General features: G+C 72.1%; 18 protein-coding genes. 8 read left to right on the top strand and 10 right to left on the bottom strand.

Features of this window, described 5'->3' with window-relative positions:
- Positions 1-320 precede the first annotated feature (320 nt).
- A complete protein-coding gene (locus E4N63_RS28270) occupies positions 321-1,226 on the top strand; it encodes an endonuclease/exonuclease/phosphatase family protein (protein ID WP_374112898.1) in 906 nt (301 codons plus the stop codon).
- Positions 1,227-1,332: 106 nt separating this feature from the next.
- On the opposite strand, the gene E4N63_RS28275 is transcribed toward E4N63_RS28270, so the two are convergent.
- Positions 1,333-1,914 (bottom strand): RICIN domain-containing protein, encoded by a 582-nt coding sequence (locus E4N63_RS28275; protein ID WP_125622626.1) that lies wholly within the window; start codon positions 1,912-1,914, stop codon positions 1,333-1,335.
- Between the two features lie 223 nt (positions 1,915-2,137).
- On the opposite strand from E4N63_RS28275, the gene E4N63_RS28280 reads away from it, so the two are divergent.
- On the top strand, positions 2,138-2,752 hold the full coding sequence (locus tag E4N63_RS28280; RefSeq protein ID WP_230242016.1) for a DUF6879 family protein: 615 nt from the start codon (positions 2,138-2,140) through the stop codon (positions 2,750-2,752).
- A gap of 73 nt (positions 2,753-2,825) precedes the next feature.
- Here E4N63_RS28280 and E4N63_RS28285 read toward each other — a convergent pair whose 3' ends face one another.
- From E4N63_RS28285 to E4N63_RS28295, 3 genes are all read right to left on the bottom strand, one after another.
- Positions 2,826-3,851, bottom strand: a complete 1,026-nt coding sequence (locus tag E4N63_RS28285) for an NAD-dependent epimerase/dehydratase family protein (RefSeq protein ID WP_230242019.1) — start codon at positions 3,849-3,851, stop codon at positions 2,826-2,828.
- Positions 3,852-4,022: 171 nt separating this feature from the next.
- Positions 4,023-4,235 (bottom strand): DUF397 domain-containing protein, encoded by a 213-nt coding sequence (locus E4N63_RS28290; protein WP_125622623.1) that lies wholly within the window; start codon positions 4,233-4,235, stop codon positions 4,023-4,025.
- Entirely contained in the window at positions 4,232-5,122 is an 891-nt protein-coding gene (locus tag E4N63_RS28295) for a helix-turn-helix transcriptional regulator (RefSeq protein ID WP_125622642.1), read from the bottom strand. The genes E4N63_RS28290 and E4N63_RS28295 overlap by 4 nt, the downstream gene beginning before the upstream one ends.
- A 328-nt stretch (positions 5,123-5,450) precedes the next feature.
- Between E4N63_RS28295 and E4N63_RS28300 the strand changes: the two genes are divergently transcribed.
- The 3 genes from E4N63_RS28300 to E4N63_RS28310 all read left to right on the top strand — a co-directional run bounded on the left by E4N63_RS28300 (position 5,451) and on the right by E4N63_RS28310 (position 7,790).
- On the top strand, positions 5,451-5,894 hold the full coding sequence (locus E4N63_RS28300; RefSeq protein ID WP_374112846.1) for an ATP-binding protein: 444 nt from the start codon (positions 5,451-5,453) through the stop codon (positions 5,892-5,894).
- Between the two features lie 75 nt (positions 5,895-5,969).
- On the top strand, positions 5,970-6,563 hold the full coding sequence (locus E4N63_RS28305) for a GNAT family N-acetyltransferase (protein ID WP_125622641.1): 594 nt from the start codon (positions 5,970-5,972) through the stop codon (positions 6,561-6,563).
- Positions 6,564-6,638: 75 nt separating this feature from the next.
- On the top strand, positions 6,639-7,790 hold the full coding sequence (locus E4N63_RS28310) for an alpha/beta hydrolase (RefSeq protein ID WP_230242021.1): 1,152 nt from the start codon (positions 6,639-6,641) through the stop codon (positions 7,788-7,790).
- A 153-nt stretch (positions 7,791-7,943) separates the two neighbouring features.
- On the opposite strand, the gene E4N63_RS28315 is transcribed toward E4N63_RS28310, so the two are convergent.
- Complete coding sequence (locus E4N63_RS28315; RefSeq protein ID WP_230242023.1) at positions 7,944-8,681, bottom strand: SDR family oxidoreductase; 738 nt, start codon at positions 8,679-8,681, stop codon at positions 7,944-7,946.
- A 94-nt stretch (positions 8,682-8,775) separates the two neighbouring features.
- Here E4N63_RS28315 and E4N63_RS28320 point away from each other — a divergent pair, with 94 nt between their 5' ends.
- Complete coding sequence (locus E4N63_RS28320) at positions 8,776-9,648, top strand: LysR family transcriptional regulator (protein WP_230242025.1); 873 nt, start codon at positions 8,776-8,778, stop codon at positions 9,646-9,648.
- Positions 9,649-9,702: 54 nt separating this feature from the next.
- Here E4N63_RS28320 and E4N63_RS28325 read toward each other — a convergent pair whose 3' ends face one another.
- Positions 9,703-10,581 carry an LLM class flavin-dependent oxidoreductase gene (locus tag E4N63_RS28325; protein ID WP_230242026.1) on the bottom strand — a complete coding sequence of 293 codons (879 nt, stop codon included), beginning with the start codon at positions 10,579-10,581 and terminating at the stop codon, positions 9,703-9,705.
- A gap of 253 nt (positions 10,582-10,834) precedes the next feature.
- Complete coding sequence (locus tag E4N63_RS28330) at positions 10,835-11,854, bottom strand: aldo/keto reductase (protein WP_125622617.1); 1,020 nt, start codon at positions 11,852-11,854, stop codon at positions 10,835-10,837.
- A 201-nt stretch (positions 11,855-12,055) separates the two neighbouring features.
- On the opposite strand from E4N63_RS28330, the gene E4N63_RS28335 reads away from it, so the two are divergent.
- Positions 12,056-12,643: a TetR/AcrR family transcriptional regulator gene (locus E4N63_RS28335; RefSeq protein WP_230242027.1), complete on the top strand. Its 588-nt coding sequence runs from the start codon at positions 12,056-12,058 to the stop codon at positions 12,641-12,643.
- Between the two features lie 75 nt (positions 12,644-12,718).
- Here the strand turns inward: E4N63_RS28335 and E4N63_RS28340 are convergent, their stop codons facing one another.
- Positions 12,719-13,516, bottom strand: coding sequence for an inositol monophosphatase family protein (locus tag E4N63_RS28340; RefSeq protein WP_125622615.1), 798 nt, complete (start codon positions 13,514-13,516; stop codon positions 12,719-12,721).
- Positions 13,517-13,926: 410 nt separating this feature from the next.
- On the opposite strand from E4N63_RS28340, the gene E4N63_RS28345 reads away from it, so the two are divergent.
- Positions 13,927-14,322 (top strand): OsmC family protein, encoded by a 396-nt coding sequence (locus tag E4N63_RS28345; protein ID WP_019708622.1) that lies wholly within the window; start codon positions 13,927-13,929, stop codon positions 14,320-14,322.
- Between the two features lie 153 nt (positions 14,323-14,475).
- On the opposite strand, the gene E4N63_RS28350 is transcribed toward E4N63_RS28345, so the two are convergent.
- Entirely contained in the window at positions 14,476-14,934 is a 459-nt protein-coding gene (locus tag E4N63_RS28350) for a type II toxin-antitoxin system VapC family toxin (RefSeq protein ID WP_125622614.1), read from the bottom strand.
- Positions 14,924-15,193, bottom strand: coding sequence for a type II toxin-antitoxin system Phd/YefM family antitoxin (locus E4N63_RS28355; RefSeq protein WP_374112847.1), 270 nt, complete (start codon positions 15,191-15,193; stop codon positions 14,924-14,926). The genes E4N63_RS28350 and E4N63_RS28355 overlap by 11 nt, the downstream gene beginning before the upstream one ends.
- Positions 15,194-15,367 lie beyond the last annotated feature (174 nt).

Raw genomic sequence — 15,367 nt, forward strand, 5'->3', positions numbered from 1 at the left:
TGCGACCGGGTCCCCGTCTCCCGAGTCCTCCGGCACCGCGAACCGCTGATCTCCCGGACCCGGGACGCCGGGTGTGGCGGGCTCCGTTCCGCCCCCAGGGCCTCACGGATGTGCGCCGTCCCACCCGCGAAGAACAGAACCCGCCGCACCGGGCGGCTCGTCCTGACGGGCAGGAACGATGGCACAGGGCAAGTGGACGGGACACCATGGGAGAGCGGAACAGCAGCGCGACGCCGGCGGGGGCAGCAGCCCCCGAGAGGGCCAAGTGGTGGTCGGCGGTCGCGAACGCGGGCAACCGGGCGTCCCGGACACGGGGGCGGATGCTCGCCGCGTCGGCCGTGCTGACGGCCGTGCTGACGGCGTTCCACCGGCTGGTCCCGAACACCCCCGGACACCTGGGCAGCCTGCTCGAATCCTTCCTGCCCTGGTCCGGCCTGGTGATCGCGGTGCTGCTCGGCCTGGCGCTGCTGCGCCGCTCGGCTGTCGCACTGCTGGCCCTGCTCCTGCCGGTGGCGGCCTGGACGTACCTCTTCGGCGGACTGCTGCTGCCCGGGGCAGAGCCCGGCGCGCACAACCTCGTCGTGGTGCAGCACAACGTCAGCGACGAGAACACCGACCCGGCGGGCACGGCCCGCACTCTGGCCGATGCCGAGCCCGACCTCGTCGCCCTGGAGGAACTGCTCCCCGCGGCGCTGCCGGTCTACGAGAGAACCCTCGCCCCGCACTACCCGTACCACGCGGTGGTGGGCACCGTCGGACTCTGGTCGCAACACCCGCTCACCGATGTCGAAGAGCTGGACATCAAACCCGACGGGATCACCGAGCCCTGGAACCGGGGACTGCGGGCCGCCGTCCGCGCTCCGCACCGGGAGATCGCGGTGTACGTCGCGCACCTGCCCTCGGTCCGCCTCCACGCGGCCGGCCTGGCCTCCTCCCGGCGCGACGAAAGCGCCGACCTGCTGGGCAAGGCCGTAGCCGCCGAGAAGCTCAGCACGGTGATACTCCTCGGCGACCTCAACAGCACAGTCGACGACCGTGGGCTGGCCCCGCTGACCGCACAGATGAACGTGCCGGCCCGGGGCTTCGCCCTCAGCTTCCCCGCCGCCTTCCCACTGGCCCGGATCGACCAGATCATGGCCCGCTCCGCGACCGTCGGTCACATCAGGACCCTGCCCACGACCGGCAGCGACCACCTCCCGGTCATCGCCGGGATCGGACTGGTCTGAGGGAGTCTTCTCCCGGGCGGCAGGTCTGCGCACGTGACAACTGCCGTGCTCTCACACAACCAGCCGGATCGGCCTCCGACCGACCGGACGGGCGGCCTGCGGGGCGTCAGTAACGCCAGGGCTGGTCGTTCGGCCGGAGAACCCAGAGCCTGTCGGACGACGGGTAGGAGGTGTCGAGGTAGAGCGTGTTCCAGCTGCCGTTCCCGTACTTGTCGAGCGTCAGCGCGAGACGCTTGTTGACGACGGGACGCCAGATCTGCCAGCGCGAGTTCGTGCCGGAGACCGTCTCGTGCTGGAGGTTCCACTTCTGGACCTCCGACCCGTTGCAGGTCTTCACGACGACTCGCATCCCGCGCGTCGGCGAATCGGTCAGCGGCTGGAGGCACTTGTTCGCCGCCACGTTCCTGAGGACACGGTTGTGCGTGTCGTCGTGCAGTCGGCCGCCGACGACCTGTGACGTCCACTCCTCCGTGCTGTACTTCCAGCCCGGGTCCCGCAGGCTGTTGGCGAAGGCGCCCTCGGCCACGGTGTTGTTGTCCACCAGGGCGAGACGCGAGCCGTCCTTCTTGTTGATGAGGTCGAAGGAGCCGGGCTCGGCCGAGGCGGGCGCGGTGCCGGCGGCGACAAGGCCGGACAAGGTGAGTACGGCGGTGGACGCGGCGATGGCGGCGCGACGAATCCTGGGCATGGATGTGCCTTCCTTCCGAGGGGATGCGGCCTGAACCACGTGGTCGAGTCTGCACGGCAATTGCCGCCTATCGGGGCTTTCAGGGCGAGACCCATTCCATGGTGTAGATCCAGCCGCGGAGAGGCATTCACCCCGGGCAGGCGGGGTAGCTTCGCTGGCTTGTCACTTGGCGGCAGCAACGCGGTTGCCGACGAGCCACTGTGAAGGAGAGGGAGTCCCCGTCATGCGTGAGATTTTCGGCGGCGCTCACGGAAACCGGCTTGAACAGGCGGCCTACACACCCGACTTCATGGAGCGTTTCTGGCGCATCGGGGCCGAGGGCTTCTGGAAGCTGGAGCGGATGCAGCGCTACGACGAGGGCGACTTCCCGAGCTGGCTGGCGTTCCGTGGCGGCGAGTGGGAACGGTCGCTGAGGCTGATCGAGGAGCTGCGCCCGGAGTACGAGGAGGAGTTCGGGAAGATCACTGGGTCGGGTATCGGCCTGCACCGGGTGCGGATCGTGGAGCGGCCCGTCACGCCGTACATCCAGTGGGAGCTGAACATCCTGCACGTCAAGCGGGAGTACGGGGAGAAGGTCTCCGTGCTCGAAGCGGAGCGGGTCGCGCCGTACGAGCGGGAGAAGCCCCTGCCCGAACTGTGCGTGCTGGGCTCCGAAGCCGTCTACGTTCTCGACTACACCCCTGCGGGCGTACCCGACGGCGCCACCAGGTTCACGCAGCCGGAGGTCGTGGAGCGGTCGCGTGCCCTCGTGCGCGAGCTGTACGGATCGGGGGAGAGCCTGGAGACCTACTTTCCACGGGAGATCGCGCAGATGGGAGTGCCGGGCACAGGACGATGATCGGGTCTGCGGCGGATCGACCCGGTGCCGGGCCGATCGGGGGCACCGGTCTTCACGGTCACAGGCAGGGCTCCTACAAGCGACGCTCGTCCGCTTCCCGGCTCGACCGTATCTTCCGCCAGGCGTCCAGCAGTTGGCGTTCGCGTCCCGCGCTGAGGCCGGCGCGCCGGGGCCGGGCCAGGCCCTGCTCGCGTTCCCAGCCCAGGGTGTCGGTCAGCAGATCCGCACGGGGCCGGTGGCGGAGGCCCGCGGCGTGCGCCGCCGAGCCGTCACGGGCGGACCAGCCCTCCCAGCCCGGCTCGACCAGCCACATCGGCAATGACTCGTCACCCATGTACTCGGCCACGCCGTTCGCGAGCAGCCAGGCGGAGTCGGCCGTGACCACCGGACCGGTGTGTCCGCCGACGGTCCGGGACAGCTCGATCCACTCCACGAACGGGACGACCGGGCCGACGGCGGTGTACGTGCCGGTGGTTCCCATTTCTGCGCTGTCGAGCAGCCAGGCGGTGAGGTCCCGTACGTCCACCACCTGGGTCGGCAGGTCCGGGGTGGCGGGTACCAGCATCGGCTCGTGGGGATCGCGTGCGGCGCGGGCCGCCCAGTAGCCGGAGCGCCCGGTGTGGTCGCCCGGGCCGCCGATGAGACCGGCGCGCGCGATGAGCAGGCGGTCGCCGACGGCCGCCGCCGACGCCTGCTCGCAGGCGACCTTCGCCTCCCCGTACAGCGAGCGGTCCACCTCGTCACGGTCGGTCGCGGCGAGCAGGGCCGCCGACTCATCGGCGCCGGGGGTGTCATGGGAGGCATAGGCGTTGCAGGAGGAGATGTAGGTCCAGTGCCCGGCCCTGCCGCCCAGGGCGTCGAGCGCCTCGCGGACGAACCCCGGCTGCCACGACACCTCGACCACGGCGTCCCACTCGCGGTCGAGCAGCGGCTCGTACGCACCGGGTTCGCGCCGGTCGGCGGCCACCAGCCGTGCCCCGTCCGCGACTTCGCCGCTCTCTCCGCGTGCGAGGCACGTCACCCGGTGACCGCGCGCCAAAGCCAGCCGCGCCACCTCCCGGCCCACCCACGCCGTCCCACCCAGTACCAGGATCTCCATCCCGGTACTCAAGCACCGCGCGAGCGGGGCGCCCAGGGGGATTCGCTGACAGCGGACCTGATCCGGTGATCGCCGGCGAACGGAGCGGTGGCAGAGGGGCAGGCCAGGAACGGGAGCCCTGCCGCGCCAAGAGGCGTGCGGCAGGGCTCCCTCGCTCTCGCTGTGCTGCCGTCAGGCGGACGGGCCGGTGACCAGTCCGACGAAGGACGACCAGGCATCCGGGGACACGGTCAGTTCAGGACCGGTGAGGTTCTTGGAGTCCCGGACGTGGACGGTGTCCGTCATGGCGGCCACCTCCACACATTCACCGCCTCCGCCGGTGCTGTAACTGCTCTTGAACCATGCTGCCTCGGGCACGGCCGACTCCGAGCGCTCAGCGTTCATGACTCTCCCAATAGTCTCTCGACGAACGTCGATGACTCACGCGGTGTGAGTGCCTGAGACCGGAGAATGCCATAGCGGGTTTCGAGCTCGCGGATCTTTGCCTGCTCGGTGTACAGGCGGCTGTCGTCCTGCACCTCGGTATAGGCGATGCGCTGGCCTGTGGAAGCGTCGATCAGAGTGAAGGGTCCTCCCAGCGCCGCGTGGTCCTCCCGGTCTGTCGGCATGACCTGGATCTCCACGTTGCGAAGCCGCCCGACGCGAAGCAGCTTCTCCCATTGCTCTCGTAGAGCTGTGCGCCCGCCGATAGGCCTGCGAAGAGCCGCCTCCTCGATGATGAAACTGAGCAGAGGCGCAGGTCGACGGTCATGGATTTCCTGGCGTGCCATGCGTGCGCTCAGCCGCTGCTCGATGACGTCCTCTTCGAGAAGCGGCCGTTGGAGACGGAACCCGGCCCGTGCGTAGTCCTCGGTCTGCAACAGCCCGGGCACTGCGTAGACGGCGTAGACGTACAGCGCCGTGGCGCCCGCCTCGAAGCGCGCGGCGTCGCGGAAGAAGCTGGGGTACTGGGCCCGCTCGACTTCCTTCTTGAGCGCCTTGAGAAGGCCGCCCGCTCCCAGCACCTCGTCCGCCTTGTCGATGAAGGTCGGCAGGGGGATGCGCCTGCCCTGCTCGAACGATGCGATCGATGAAGCCGAGTAGCTCATCAGGGAGCCGAACTCGGGGCGTTCCAGGCCCGCTCGGGTGCGGAGCAGCTTCAGCTGACGGCCGAATGCCGTCACGATGCCCGTTCCGTGCTCGTCGTCCCGGTGCTGCTCGTCGTTGGCCGCCGGGTGTTCTTGGTCGCGGGCCGCGGCCGTCGCCTCTCGACCCTCCGGTCCCTCGCGCATGTCGTCCCCCTGGTTCACTGCCCACCGCCCTTCCAGACGTACGCTCGGCACTGTCCAACCGGGCGGGCACGGAGCCGGTCACGCCGCACGCCGCGTACAAGGCCGCAGTGGGCTCGTACAGCCGGTGCCCCCGCGCCGCTCCGGTCCGTAGGCGCCCGACTGGGTTTCGCACACCCTGCGCGTACAGCGCATGCCGCCTGTGGGACAACGGAGTGGCCGGGGCGCGTCACCGCTGGTCACGTTGTGGTTGGGGCGTCAGCGTGAAGGCATGACGAGCAAGACTGATCAGTGCGCCACCCCTTTCCGACTCCCCGCGAATGTCCGGGACTTGACCCTGCGCTTCAGCTCCACCCCGCGCGGTGCGCGGCTGGCCCGCCGACTGGCCGGGCAGTGGCTGGACGAGCGGGGCGTGCCGTACGGGAGCGATGCGCACGACGCTGTGACGCTGGTGGTGGCGGAGCTGTGCGCGAACGCCGTACGGCACGGGTGTGTCCCCGGGCGGGACTTCCGGCTCGGGGTGGCCCTCGGCCCCGGTGGCGTACGGGTGGAGGTGACCGACACCCGGGCCGAGCGGCTGCCGATGCCGGCGCGGCCGGGGGAGCGGGACGCGGACGCGGAGTCGGGGCGGGGCCTGCTGCTGGTGGCGGCGCTGGCCGACCGGTGGGGGTGGGCGCCCGCAGCGACGGCCCGGGGAAGACCGTCTGGGCGGAGTGCCGGCTGCCCGGCCGCCGAAGGGCCGGGTGATCGTCCACTTCCGCGAGGGCGGTCGTAATCCACTGGGGCGCCCGTGATCGCCGTGGGAGGATTCGTCGCAGTGCGGACCGGTCCACTCATGCTGGAGGCGCGGATGTTCACGGTGTCCCTGGGCGGGGACGGCGCGGTGCTGGGTCCGCTGGAGCCGTGGCAGGCCGGGGAGTTCCTGGCCCACATGGACCGGGGGCGGGAGTTCATCGGCCAGTACATCGGGCTGGCCGACGTGGTCACGGACCCGGAGTCGAGCCGGGCGTTCCTCCGGTCCTACGCGGAGAAGGCCGCCGCCGACACCGGGCGGCTCTACGGGATCCGGGTCGACGGCGGGCTGGTCGGCGGCGTGCTCTTCCGAACCTTCGACGTCCAGCACGGCACCGCCGAGGCGGGATGCTGGCTGGAGCCGTCGGCGGTGGGGCGGGGCCTGGTCACCCGGGCGGCGCGCGTCATCATCGACTGGGCCGTCGAGGAGCGGGGCATCCACCGCGTGGAGTGGTGGGCCGTGACGGGGAACGAACCCAGCATCGCCGTCGCCCGGCGGTTGGGGATGACGCGGGACGGCGTGCTGCGCCAGAGCTACCTGCGCCGGGGAAAGCGGTTCGACATGGAGATCTGGTCGGTGCTCGCACCGGAGTGGCGGGCGAGCGGGCCCATGTCCGGTCACCGGGCTCCGGTCACCGGGCCCCGGGCCTGACCCCGGTGTGCCCGAGCCTTCGTGGTAGGACTCGAAGGGCGGCGTGAACGACGGGGAGCGGAGCGGGGGGCCTTTGTGCCAGTCGGATATCTGATCAGCGTGGCCGTCATCGCGGCCGGAACGCTCTGCGCGCTGGCGCCGCCGCGGCGGCCACGGCCACTCGCCGAGCTGAGCTTCCGCTTCGGGCTGCTGCTCAACGAGGCGCCGGTCCTCGGCGGCTACTTCCTGCTGGCCTCGACGCTGCTGGTGTTCGCCCAGCGGGACATCGGAAGTCCCGGCGCGTGGGCGGTCGTTGGGGCGGCAGCTCTCACGGGCGCCGGTCTCGTGGCCATCGCGCGGCGCGGTCTGCGGGCCGCCCCGGTGCTGGAGCGGGCCCTCGCCGAAGGGCTGGGTCCGGACGGGCGGGCGGCCGCCGGTGCCGGGCCGGAGGGGCGGCCCCGCCACCGCCGCCGGCTCGCCCGAGCCCTGTTCGCACCGGTGTTCCCGCGCCGCCGGGATGTCGAGCGGATTCCGAACCTCCGCTACGGCGACGCCGGGCGCCGGAACCTGCTCGACGTCTACCGCCACCGCTCCCGCCCGGCGGGCGGCCCGGTGCTGATCCATCTGCACGGCGGGGGGTACCGCCAGGGCCGCAAGAACACTCAGGCGCTCCCTCTCCTGTACCGCCTCGCGAGCCGGGGCTGGGTCTGTGTGAGCGCCAACTACCGTCTGCGGCCGGCCGCGCGCCATCCCGACCACCTCGTCGATCTCAAGCAGGTGATCGCCTGGCTCCGCGCTCACGGACCGGGGTACGGCGCCGATCCCTCCCGGCTGGTCGTCGCGGGCAGTTCGGCCGGCGGGCACATGGCGGCCCTCGCCGCGCTGACGCCGAACGATCCCGTCTTCCAGCCGGGCTTCGAGGAGGCCGACACCGCGGTCACCGCGGCCGTCTGCCTGAACGGCTACTTCGGCCCGTACTACGGCCATGGCGCCGCCTCGTCCCCGGCTGCCCATGTCCGCGCGGACGCGCCGCCGTTCCTCATCGTCCACGGTGACCGGGACACGGTGGTGGCGGCGAGGGAAGCGCGCCGCTTCGCCGGGACACTGCGCGCAGCCTCCGCCGCCTCCGTCGTCCACGCGGAACTCCCGGGCGCGCAGCACGCCTTCGACCTGTTCCCCTCGGCCCGGTTCGAGGCGGTGGTGGACGCGGTCGAGGTTTTCGCGGACCGGGTCCTGAAGGGGCGCTGAGCGCCGCCCGGGATCCGGACCACGACCCGGCCCGGCCACGGAGCGGAGCCGAGGACCTCTCGGCCTGGGGCGTGGCCGAGGGGCGCCGGCCGCGGGGTCCGTGGCCGTGTCGAGCGTGCCCGGGCCCACCGCGCGGTCACGACAAGCCCGGGGTCACCAGGGGATGACGCCGTCGTCCTCGAAGAACGAACCGGTCGGGCCGCCGTCGGGCAGGGTGGCGAGCCGGATCGCGGTGGCCGCGCCCTGTTCGGGGGTGCGGGGTCCGTTGAAGCCGGTGAAGTCGGTCGCGACCAGGCCCGGGCAGGCGGCGTTGATCAGGATGTCCGTGCCGGCGAACTGCCGGGCGTACTGCACGGTGACGGCGTTGAGGTACGACTTCGTCGGTGCGTAGGCCGCCATGACGGGGCCGACATCGATGTCCGGGTCCGCCTGGCGGGTCAGGGAGCCGACGGAACTGGAGACGTTGACGATGCGGGGCGACGCCGAGCGCCGCAGCAGCGGCAGCATCGCGTTGGTCACCCGGATGACACCGATGACGTTGGTCTCCACGACCGTGCGGACCACGTCGAGGTCGAGCGAGGTCGGGTCCTGCCCCCACCCCGGCCCCGTCTCTCCCGAGATTCCGGCGTTGTTGACCAGGGCGTCCAGGCGCCCGGCCTGCTCTTCGACCAGTTCCGCGGCCTCGGTGACGCTCCGGTCACCGGTCACGTCCAGCGGCACCCCGAACGCGTCCACCCCGGCCGCGCGCAGCTTCTCCACGGCGGACTCGCGCCGGGCGTCGTCGCGGGCTCCCACGCCCACGCGGTACCCGAGGGCGCCGAGCCCGTTCGCGATCTCGTATCCGATCCCCTTGTTCGCGCCGGTCACCAGCGCGATCTTCGTTTCGCTCATACCGCCGATGCTCGCTCGCGGACCCAAGGGGCATCCAACACCGATTCGGTGCTCTGTCATACCCGGTGGGTATCACCGGCGTACCCTCGTGGCCATGGACGCCCCGGATGCCCCGGACACCCTGGAGACCCGCGAGCTGAGGTACTTCACGGCCGTCGCCGAGGAACTGCACTTCGGCCGCGCCGCCGAGCGCCTGGGCATCGCCCAGCCACCGCTGTCCCGGGCGATCCAGCAGCTGGAGCGGCGCCTCGGCGTCTCCCTGCTGGAGCGCGACCGCCGCGGCGTCTCCCTGACCGGCGCCGGAGAGGTCCTGCTGCACGAGGGCCGCGCCGCCCTCGACGCGGCCACCGCCGCCGCGCGCCGCACCCGTCGCGCCGGTACCCCGGGCGGCGCCCGCAACCGCCTGGTGCTGGCCGTGAAGGCCGCCGCCTCCCACGAGCTGCTGCAGAAACTCCTCGCCGCCTACGCGGCCGAGCCCGGCGCCGCCGAGGTCGAGGTGCTGCCCAGCGGCACGTGCGAGCAGGAGGAGATGCTGCGCGACGGCCGCGCCGACGTGGCGCTCATGCACAGGCCGTTCAACTCCCTCGCCGGGTTCGACAGCGAGGAACTGCTGACCGAGGGGCAGATCGCGATCCTGCCCGCCGGGCACCCCCTCGCCGCGCGCAAAACCCTGTCCCTGGCCGACGTCACCGACATCCCCGGTCTACCGCACGCCCGCTGGCCCCGCCGCGGCAGCTACCCGCCCGGCCCGGGACCCGAGATCCACGATCAGACGCAGCTGGCCCAACTGATCGCCCTCGGACGCACCATGGCCCTCTTCCCCGAGTCCGCCCGCGCCTGGCTGTGGGCCGAGCACGCCGCCGTCCCCGTGACCGACGCGCCCCCTGTCGTCACCCACATCGCCTGGCCCGCGCACAGCCGCTCGCTCGCCCTCGCCGGGCTGATCCGCACGGCCACACGGCTCTGACCCTGCCCCGCACGGGCATCTCCACGCGGGGCGCGCCCGCCGGCCGGCCGACGGCTACCGGGCCGGCGTGCCGATGAGTTCGTCGGCGACCCACCGTGCGACACCGTCCGGGTAGGGCGACGGCAGTCCGAGGACGATGTGCCCGAAGCCGGCGCCGACCGCCTCGGCGATCGCGTCCCGCGTGGCGGCGGGCCGGTCGTAGGAGACGGGCAGGTGGATCGAGCGGGTGATCGACGCGGGGTCGCGGCCGATGTCGGCGCAGTAGCGGTCCAGCAGTGCGCTGCGGCGGACGACGTCGTCGATGTCGCCGCCCGGGATGTTCCACAGGTCGGCGTGCTCGGCGACCACGCGCAGCGTCGCGGACGAGCGTCCGCCGATGAGGATCGGCGGGTGGGGGCGCTGGACGGGTTTGGGGCTGCCGAACGCTCCGGTGAGCCGGTGGTGGGTGCCGTGGAAGTCGAACGGTTTCTCCTCGGTCCACAACTGCCGTATCACCGTGCAGGCTTCGGCGAGGCTCTCGACGGCGTGCGCTGGGTCCTGGAAGGGCAGGCCGTGGGCCGCGTACTCCCGCCGGGCCGCGGGAGGATGGGGGCGCGAGCCGACGCCGATGCCGAAGTCGAGCCGTCCGCCGGAGACGATGTCGACGGTTGTGGCGATCTTGGCCAGCATCGCGGGCGGCCGGAACCGGTTGCTGGTCACCATGACGCCGAGCCGCAGCCGCCGGGTGTGGGCGGCGAGGGCCGAGAGCAGCGTCCAGCCCTCGTGGGCGGGCCCGTTGGGGTCGCCGCCGATCGGCATGAGGTGATCGAAGAGCCAGGCGTGCCCGATGGCCGGGATCGCGTCCGCCTCGCGCCAGACCCGCAGGATGTCGTGGTAGCCGACCTGCATGGGGGCGGTCATGATGCCGAAGCTGGGCAGGGGTGTGTGCGGCATGGAAGGTCAGTCCTTTCGACGCCCGCGGCACCGGCCGGGGCGGGGAGCGGGATGTGATCCGGACGAGTGGGAGGGGCGCGGCCCGGAGCCGTGGAGTCGGTTGTCTGCAGAAGTGGCGTTCGCCACGTGACGAGCCGCCGCAGGTCCGTGCCGGCGGGTGCCCGGGGAGCCTGCGGACGATCGACGTCTCGCCGGGCACCCGCGCGATTCCCCCGGATCTCGGGAAGCGGGAGAGCGGCTGTCTCCCGGGAGGTCAGCGGCGCCGCAGCGACGCGTCGAGCAGCGAGGGCGGAGTGTCGTGCTTCTCGTGCGGGGCGAGGTCGGTGCCGGGGGCGACGATCGCGTCGATCGCGTCGAGGACGTCGGCGGAGAGCACGGTGTCGGCCGCGGCGGTCTGCGCGTGCAGGTGATCCAGGGTGCGGGGGCCGATGAGCGCGCTGGTCACGCCGGGGTGCGCGGTCACGAAGGCGAGGGCGAGCTGGATCATCGTCAGGCCGGCCTCGTCGGCGATTCCGGCCAGCTGCTCGACGGCGTCGAGCCTGGCCCGGTTGGCGGGGATGGTGAGGTCGAAGCGTTCCGGCATCACCGCCGAGCGGCTGGTCGTGACCTCCCGGCCCGCGCGGACCGCGCCCGTCAGCCAGCCCGAGGCGAGCGGGCTCCACACCAGCACACCGAGTCCGTACTGCTCGGTCACGGGCAGCACGTGGGTCTCGATACCGCGCTGCAGGATCGAGTAGCTGGGCTGCTCGGTGACGTAACGGCTCAGACGGTGCTCGCGGGCGGCCCACTGGGCCTGCACGATGCGGTGGGCGGGGAAGGTCGAGGAGCCGAAGTAGCGGATCTTTCCCGCGCGTTGCAGGTCGGTGAGGGCCGACAGGGTTTCCTCGTCGCTGGTGTTCGGGTCCCACCGGTGGATCTGGTAGAGGTCGACGTGGTCGACACCGAGGCGGCGCAGGCTGTCGTCCAGTGCGGTGACCAGCCAGCGGCGTGAACTGCCCTGGTGGTTGCGCTCCTCGCTCATCGGCATGTTCGCCTTCGTGGCCAGCACGATGTCGTCGCGGCGGCCTGCGATGGCCTTGCCGACCATCTCCTCCGACTCGCCCCTGCTGTACATGTCGGCGGTGTCGATGAGATTGATCCCCGCCTCCAGGGCGGCGTCGACGATGGCGGTGGCCTCGTCCTGGGTGGTGCGCCCGATGGCGCCGAAGTTCATCGCGCCGAGCGCGAGGGTGCTGACCTGCACACCGGTGCGGCCCAAGGTGCGGTACTGCATGAGCGTGTCTCCTCATGGCGTCATGACGGGTGGGGTGTGCGGTGGCGTGGCGGCACGTCACGGCCGGCACCGCACCGCACGGCATGGCTTGGTGGCGGGTCCGTGCTCTGGCATCATGAGCAAACGGAACCTCGTTCCGGAACGACGATACGGAACAGTGTTCCGCTTTGGCAAGCGTGATGTGAGAGAGGGAGCGGCGCGGTGAGAGGCAGCGGTGAGTGCGCGGGGCGTGCGGCCCAGCCCAAACGGGCGGATGCCCGGCGCAATCGGGAGGCTCTGCTCGACGCGGCCGCCGCGGTCTTCGTCAGGGCGGGTGTGGAGGCGCCGGTCCGCGACATCGCGGCCGAGGCCGGCGTCGGAGTGGGGACGATCTACCGCCACTTCCCGAAGCGGGCGGATCTCATCATCGCGGTCTTCCGGCACCAGGTGGAGGCCTGTGTCGAGGCCGCGCCGGCCCTGCTGGCGGCCGGCCCGACTCCCTATGCGGCGCTGGGGGAGTGGATTGACCTCTTTGTCGACTTCCTGGTCACCAAACACGGGCTAGCCGCCGTGCTGCAGTCCGACCACGCCGGTTTCGGGACGCTGCACGATTACTTCCTGGACCGCCTCGTGCCCGTGTGCACCGAACTGCTCGACGCGGCCGCCGCTGCCGGGGAGATCCGGTCCGACGTGAAGGCCCTCGACCTCATGCGCGGCGTCGGCAACCTCTGCGTCGGCGCGGACGACCCCCGCTACGACGCGCGCCGCATGGTCGAACCCCTCATCGCGGGACTGCGCCGGCCGCGCTGATCGCCGGCCGGGCCCCGGGGGCGAGAGCCCTGCCGCCGGCACGCGCCCGGCAGGGCTCCTCCGTCCGGTGCCGGCTCAGGAAGCCCGCTCGGTTCCCGCTCCGTCGTTCGCCGGGAGGGACTCCCAGATCTCGATCAGCTCCTTGGCGAGGTCCGGGTGGCCGGCGGCCAGGATCGGGGAGCCGAAGGTGAAGTCGCGGCCCTCCGCGCCCAGGACGGTCAGGCCGTTCCGGCGGAGGAGTGTGACGCCCGCGGCCACGTCCCAGGGGGCGGGGCCGAAGCAGACACAGGCGTCGAGCCAGCCCTCGGCCACCGCGGCCAGGTCCAGGCTCATGCAGCCGTGCATCCGCACCCGGTAGGCGACGCCGCCCAGCAGGCCGGAGAGGAAGGTGCCGGACCGGGAGCGGGGCGATCCGGTGCCCGTGACGGAGACGATGGCCCGGGAGACCTCGCGCACCCCGGACGGTTCCGTGGACGGGGCGTTGCGCGGGCCGACGGTCCAGCGGCGGTGCAGGGCCGGGGCGTGGAGCACGCCCACGGACGGGGTCCCGGCCTCCGCGTAGGCGAGGGAGACGGCGTGCAGGGGTGCGCCCCGGGTGTAGTTCATGGTGCCGTCGATGGGGTCCAGCAGCCAGCAGCGCTCCGGGAGCGGGCCGCCCTCGGCGGACTCCTCGCCGATGACGGGGATGTCCGGGGTGCGCTCGCGCAGGACACGGGTCACCCGCCGTTCGACCTCGACGTCGGCGTCCGTGACCTCCTCGCCGGACTCCTTGAATCTCTTCTCGGACCACTCGTCCCCGGCTCGCACGAGCCATGCGACTCCCGCCTCGACGGCTTCCTCGGCGACAGCCTGCAGGTCGTGGTGCTCGTTCACGTCGGTCCAGGGCCTTTCCGGCAGAGTTCCCCATCGGGCTTCGGTGCGGCCCGGCCTCCCGGGCGGACCGCCGGCGGTGCGGGCGCGAGCGCCGCCGTACAGCCGTAACCGTATCGGGCGGCGGGGCCGCGCCCGTACGGCGAGTGGCGCGGTGCGGAGCGGAGGGTTCCGGATGGGGCGGGGAGCGGGCCCCGGAGGGCCGCCCGGGCACCACGCTCAGGGCCCGGCGGGAGCCGGAACGCGAGGGCCCGGCCGAGCCGCGGCCAGGTCCGGGCACCCGGGTGCCCGCCCACCGGGACCCGGCACTCGCCCGTGGGAGGGGTCCGGGCGGCCCTCCGCCGTGCGGACGTTCGGCCCTGTGCGGCCTTGTCCGGTTCCGGTTGGCTGGAGGGGTATCGAGGAGGTACGTGATGCAGAAGATGACCGTGAACTTCCTGGACGGGGAGTCCTACTCGGTCGCGGTGCGCGGCCACGAGTTCACCGTGGACCAGCCCCTGGACGCCGGAGGCGACGACCTCGGCCCCACCCCCGTCGAGTTGTTCACCGCCTCGCTGGCCACCTGCGTCGGCTACTACGCCGGCCGTTATCTGGCCCGGCACGGGCTGCCGCGCGAGGGCCTGCGGGTGGAGACGGAGTTCGCGCTGGCCGGGGACCGCCCGGCGCGGGTCGGGGAGGTGCGGATGCGCCTCGTCGTCCCCGGGGAACTGCCCGAGCAGCGCCGCAAGGCGCTGGCCGCCGTCGTCAACCACTGCACCGTGCACAACTCGATCCGGCAGCCGCCGCACGTCGTGATCGACGTGGACTGAGACCCGGCCGTCCGGGCAGTGGCGCGCCCGGCACACCCGGCCCGGCCGGCACACCCGGCCGGGCGAGGGCCGGGGCACCACCGGGTATCCGCCCCGGTGGTGCCCCGGTGTGCGTTCCGGCCGACGGGCTCCCGGGAGGGAGATGTGTGCGCCTCAGCGGGCGTGCAGCACCTTGGGGCGGGTCACAGGGACGACGGTGAGCAGGTCGCCGAGTCCCTTGAAGTCGTCGGGGTTGGTGGTGAAGAGAGGGAGGTCCTCGGCGACGGCGATCGAGGCGATCATCAAGTCGGCCACCCGGCGGCGGGGTCTGCGGCCGGCTCCGATCACAGCCGCGCACACCCGGCCGTAGATGCGGGCGGCTTCCGCGTCGAAGGGGATGGGGTCGAACTCGTTCTCGGCCCGCTGCAGGACATCGAGACGGCGGGCGCGCTCGGCGTACTCGTCGTAGTCGTCCTGCTCCTCGTTCCGCCGCACCTCATGGGGCCCCGCTGAGAGTTCCGCCAGGGTGATCGCGCTGATCGCCACCTCTGCGGGGAGTTCTTCCGGGTCCACCCATCTGCGCAGGATCATGATGTTCGTGTCGAGCAGTCCCTGCTGGTACTCAGCGGGCATAGGGGTCGTCCGCCTCCTGCTCGGCGGTGGCGGCCTGATCCGACCGGAAGGTGTCCAGGGAGATGTCGGGGGCGGTGTGCGACATCGCGGCAAATTCACCGCGTGGCACGAAGCGTCTGCGTCGACGCAGGGGGATCAGTTCGCCGATCCGGTTTCCGTCCCGTGTGACGGTGAAGGACTGTCCGTTCTGGACGGCGTCCATGATTTCTCTCGACCGGTTGCGCAGGTCGCGCTGGGTGATCTCGTGCTGGGCTGACACAACCCGCATATTAGCCGGTGGTGCTACGTCGTGCCACCTCGTGGCACGGCACTGGTTGTGTCTGCCACGTCATCGCGCCTGCGCGAAGCGCAAGCGCCTGCTCGCGGGCGGCGAGAACTGTCCGGCCGGACCGGCACCACCGAGTTACTCCGGCCGGACGGCGTTCTCCTTCTT

It is taken from the genome of Streptomyces sp. MNU89 (assembly GCF_020982505.1).
In the GTDB taxonomy this organism is placed as follows: Bacteria; Actinomycetota; Actinomycetes; order Streptomycetales; family Streptomycetaceae; genus Streptomyces; species Streptomyces xinghaiensis.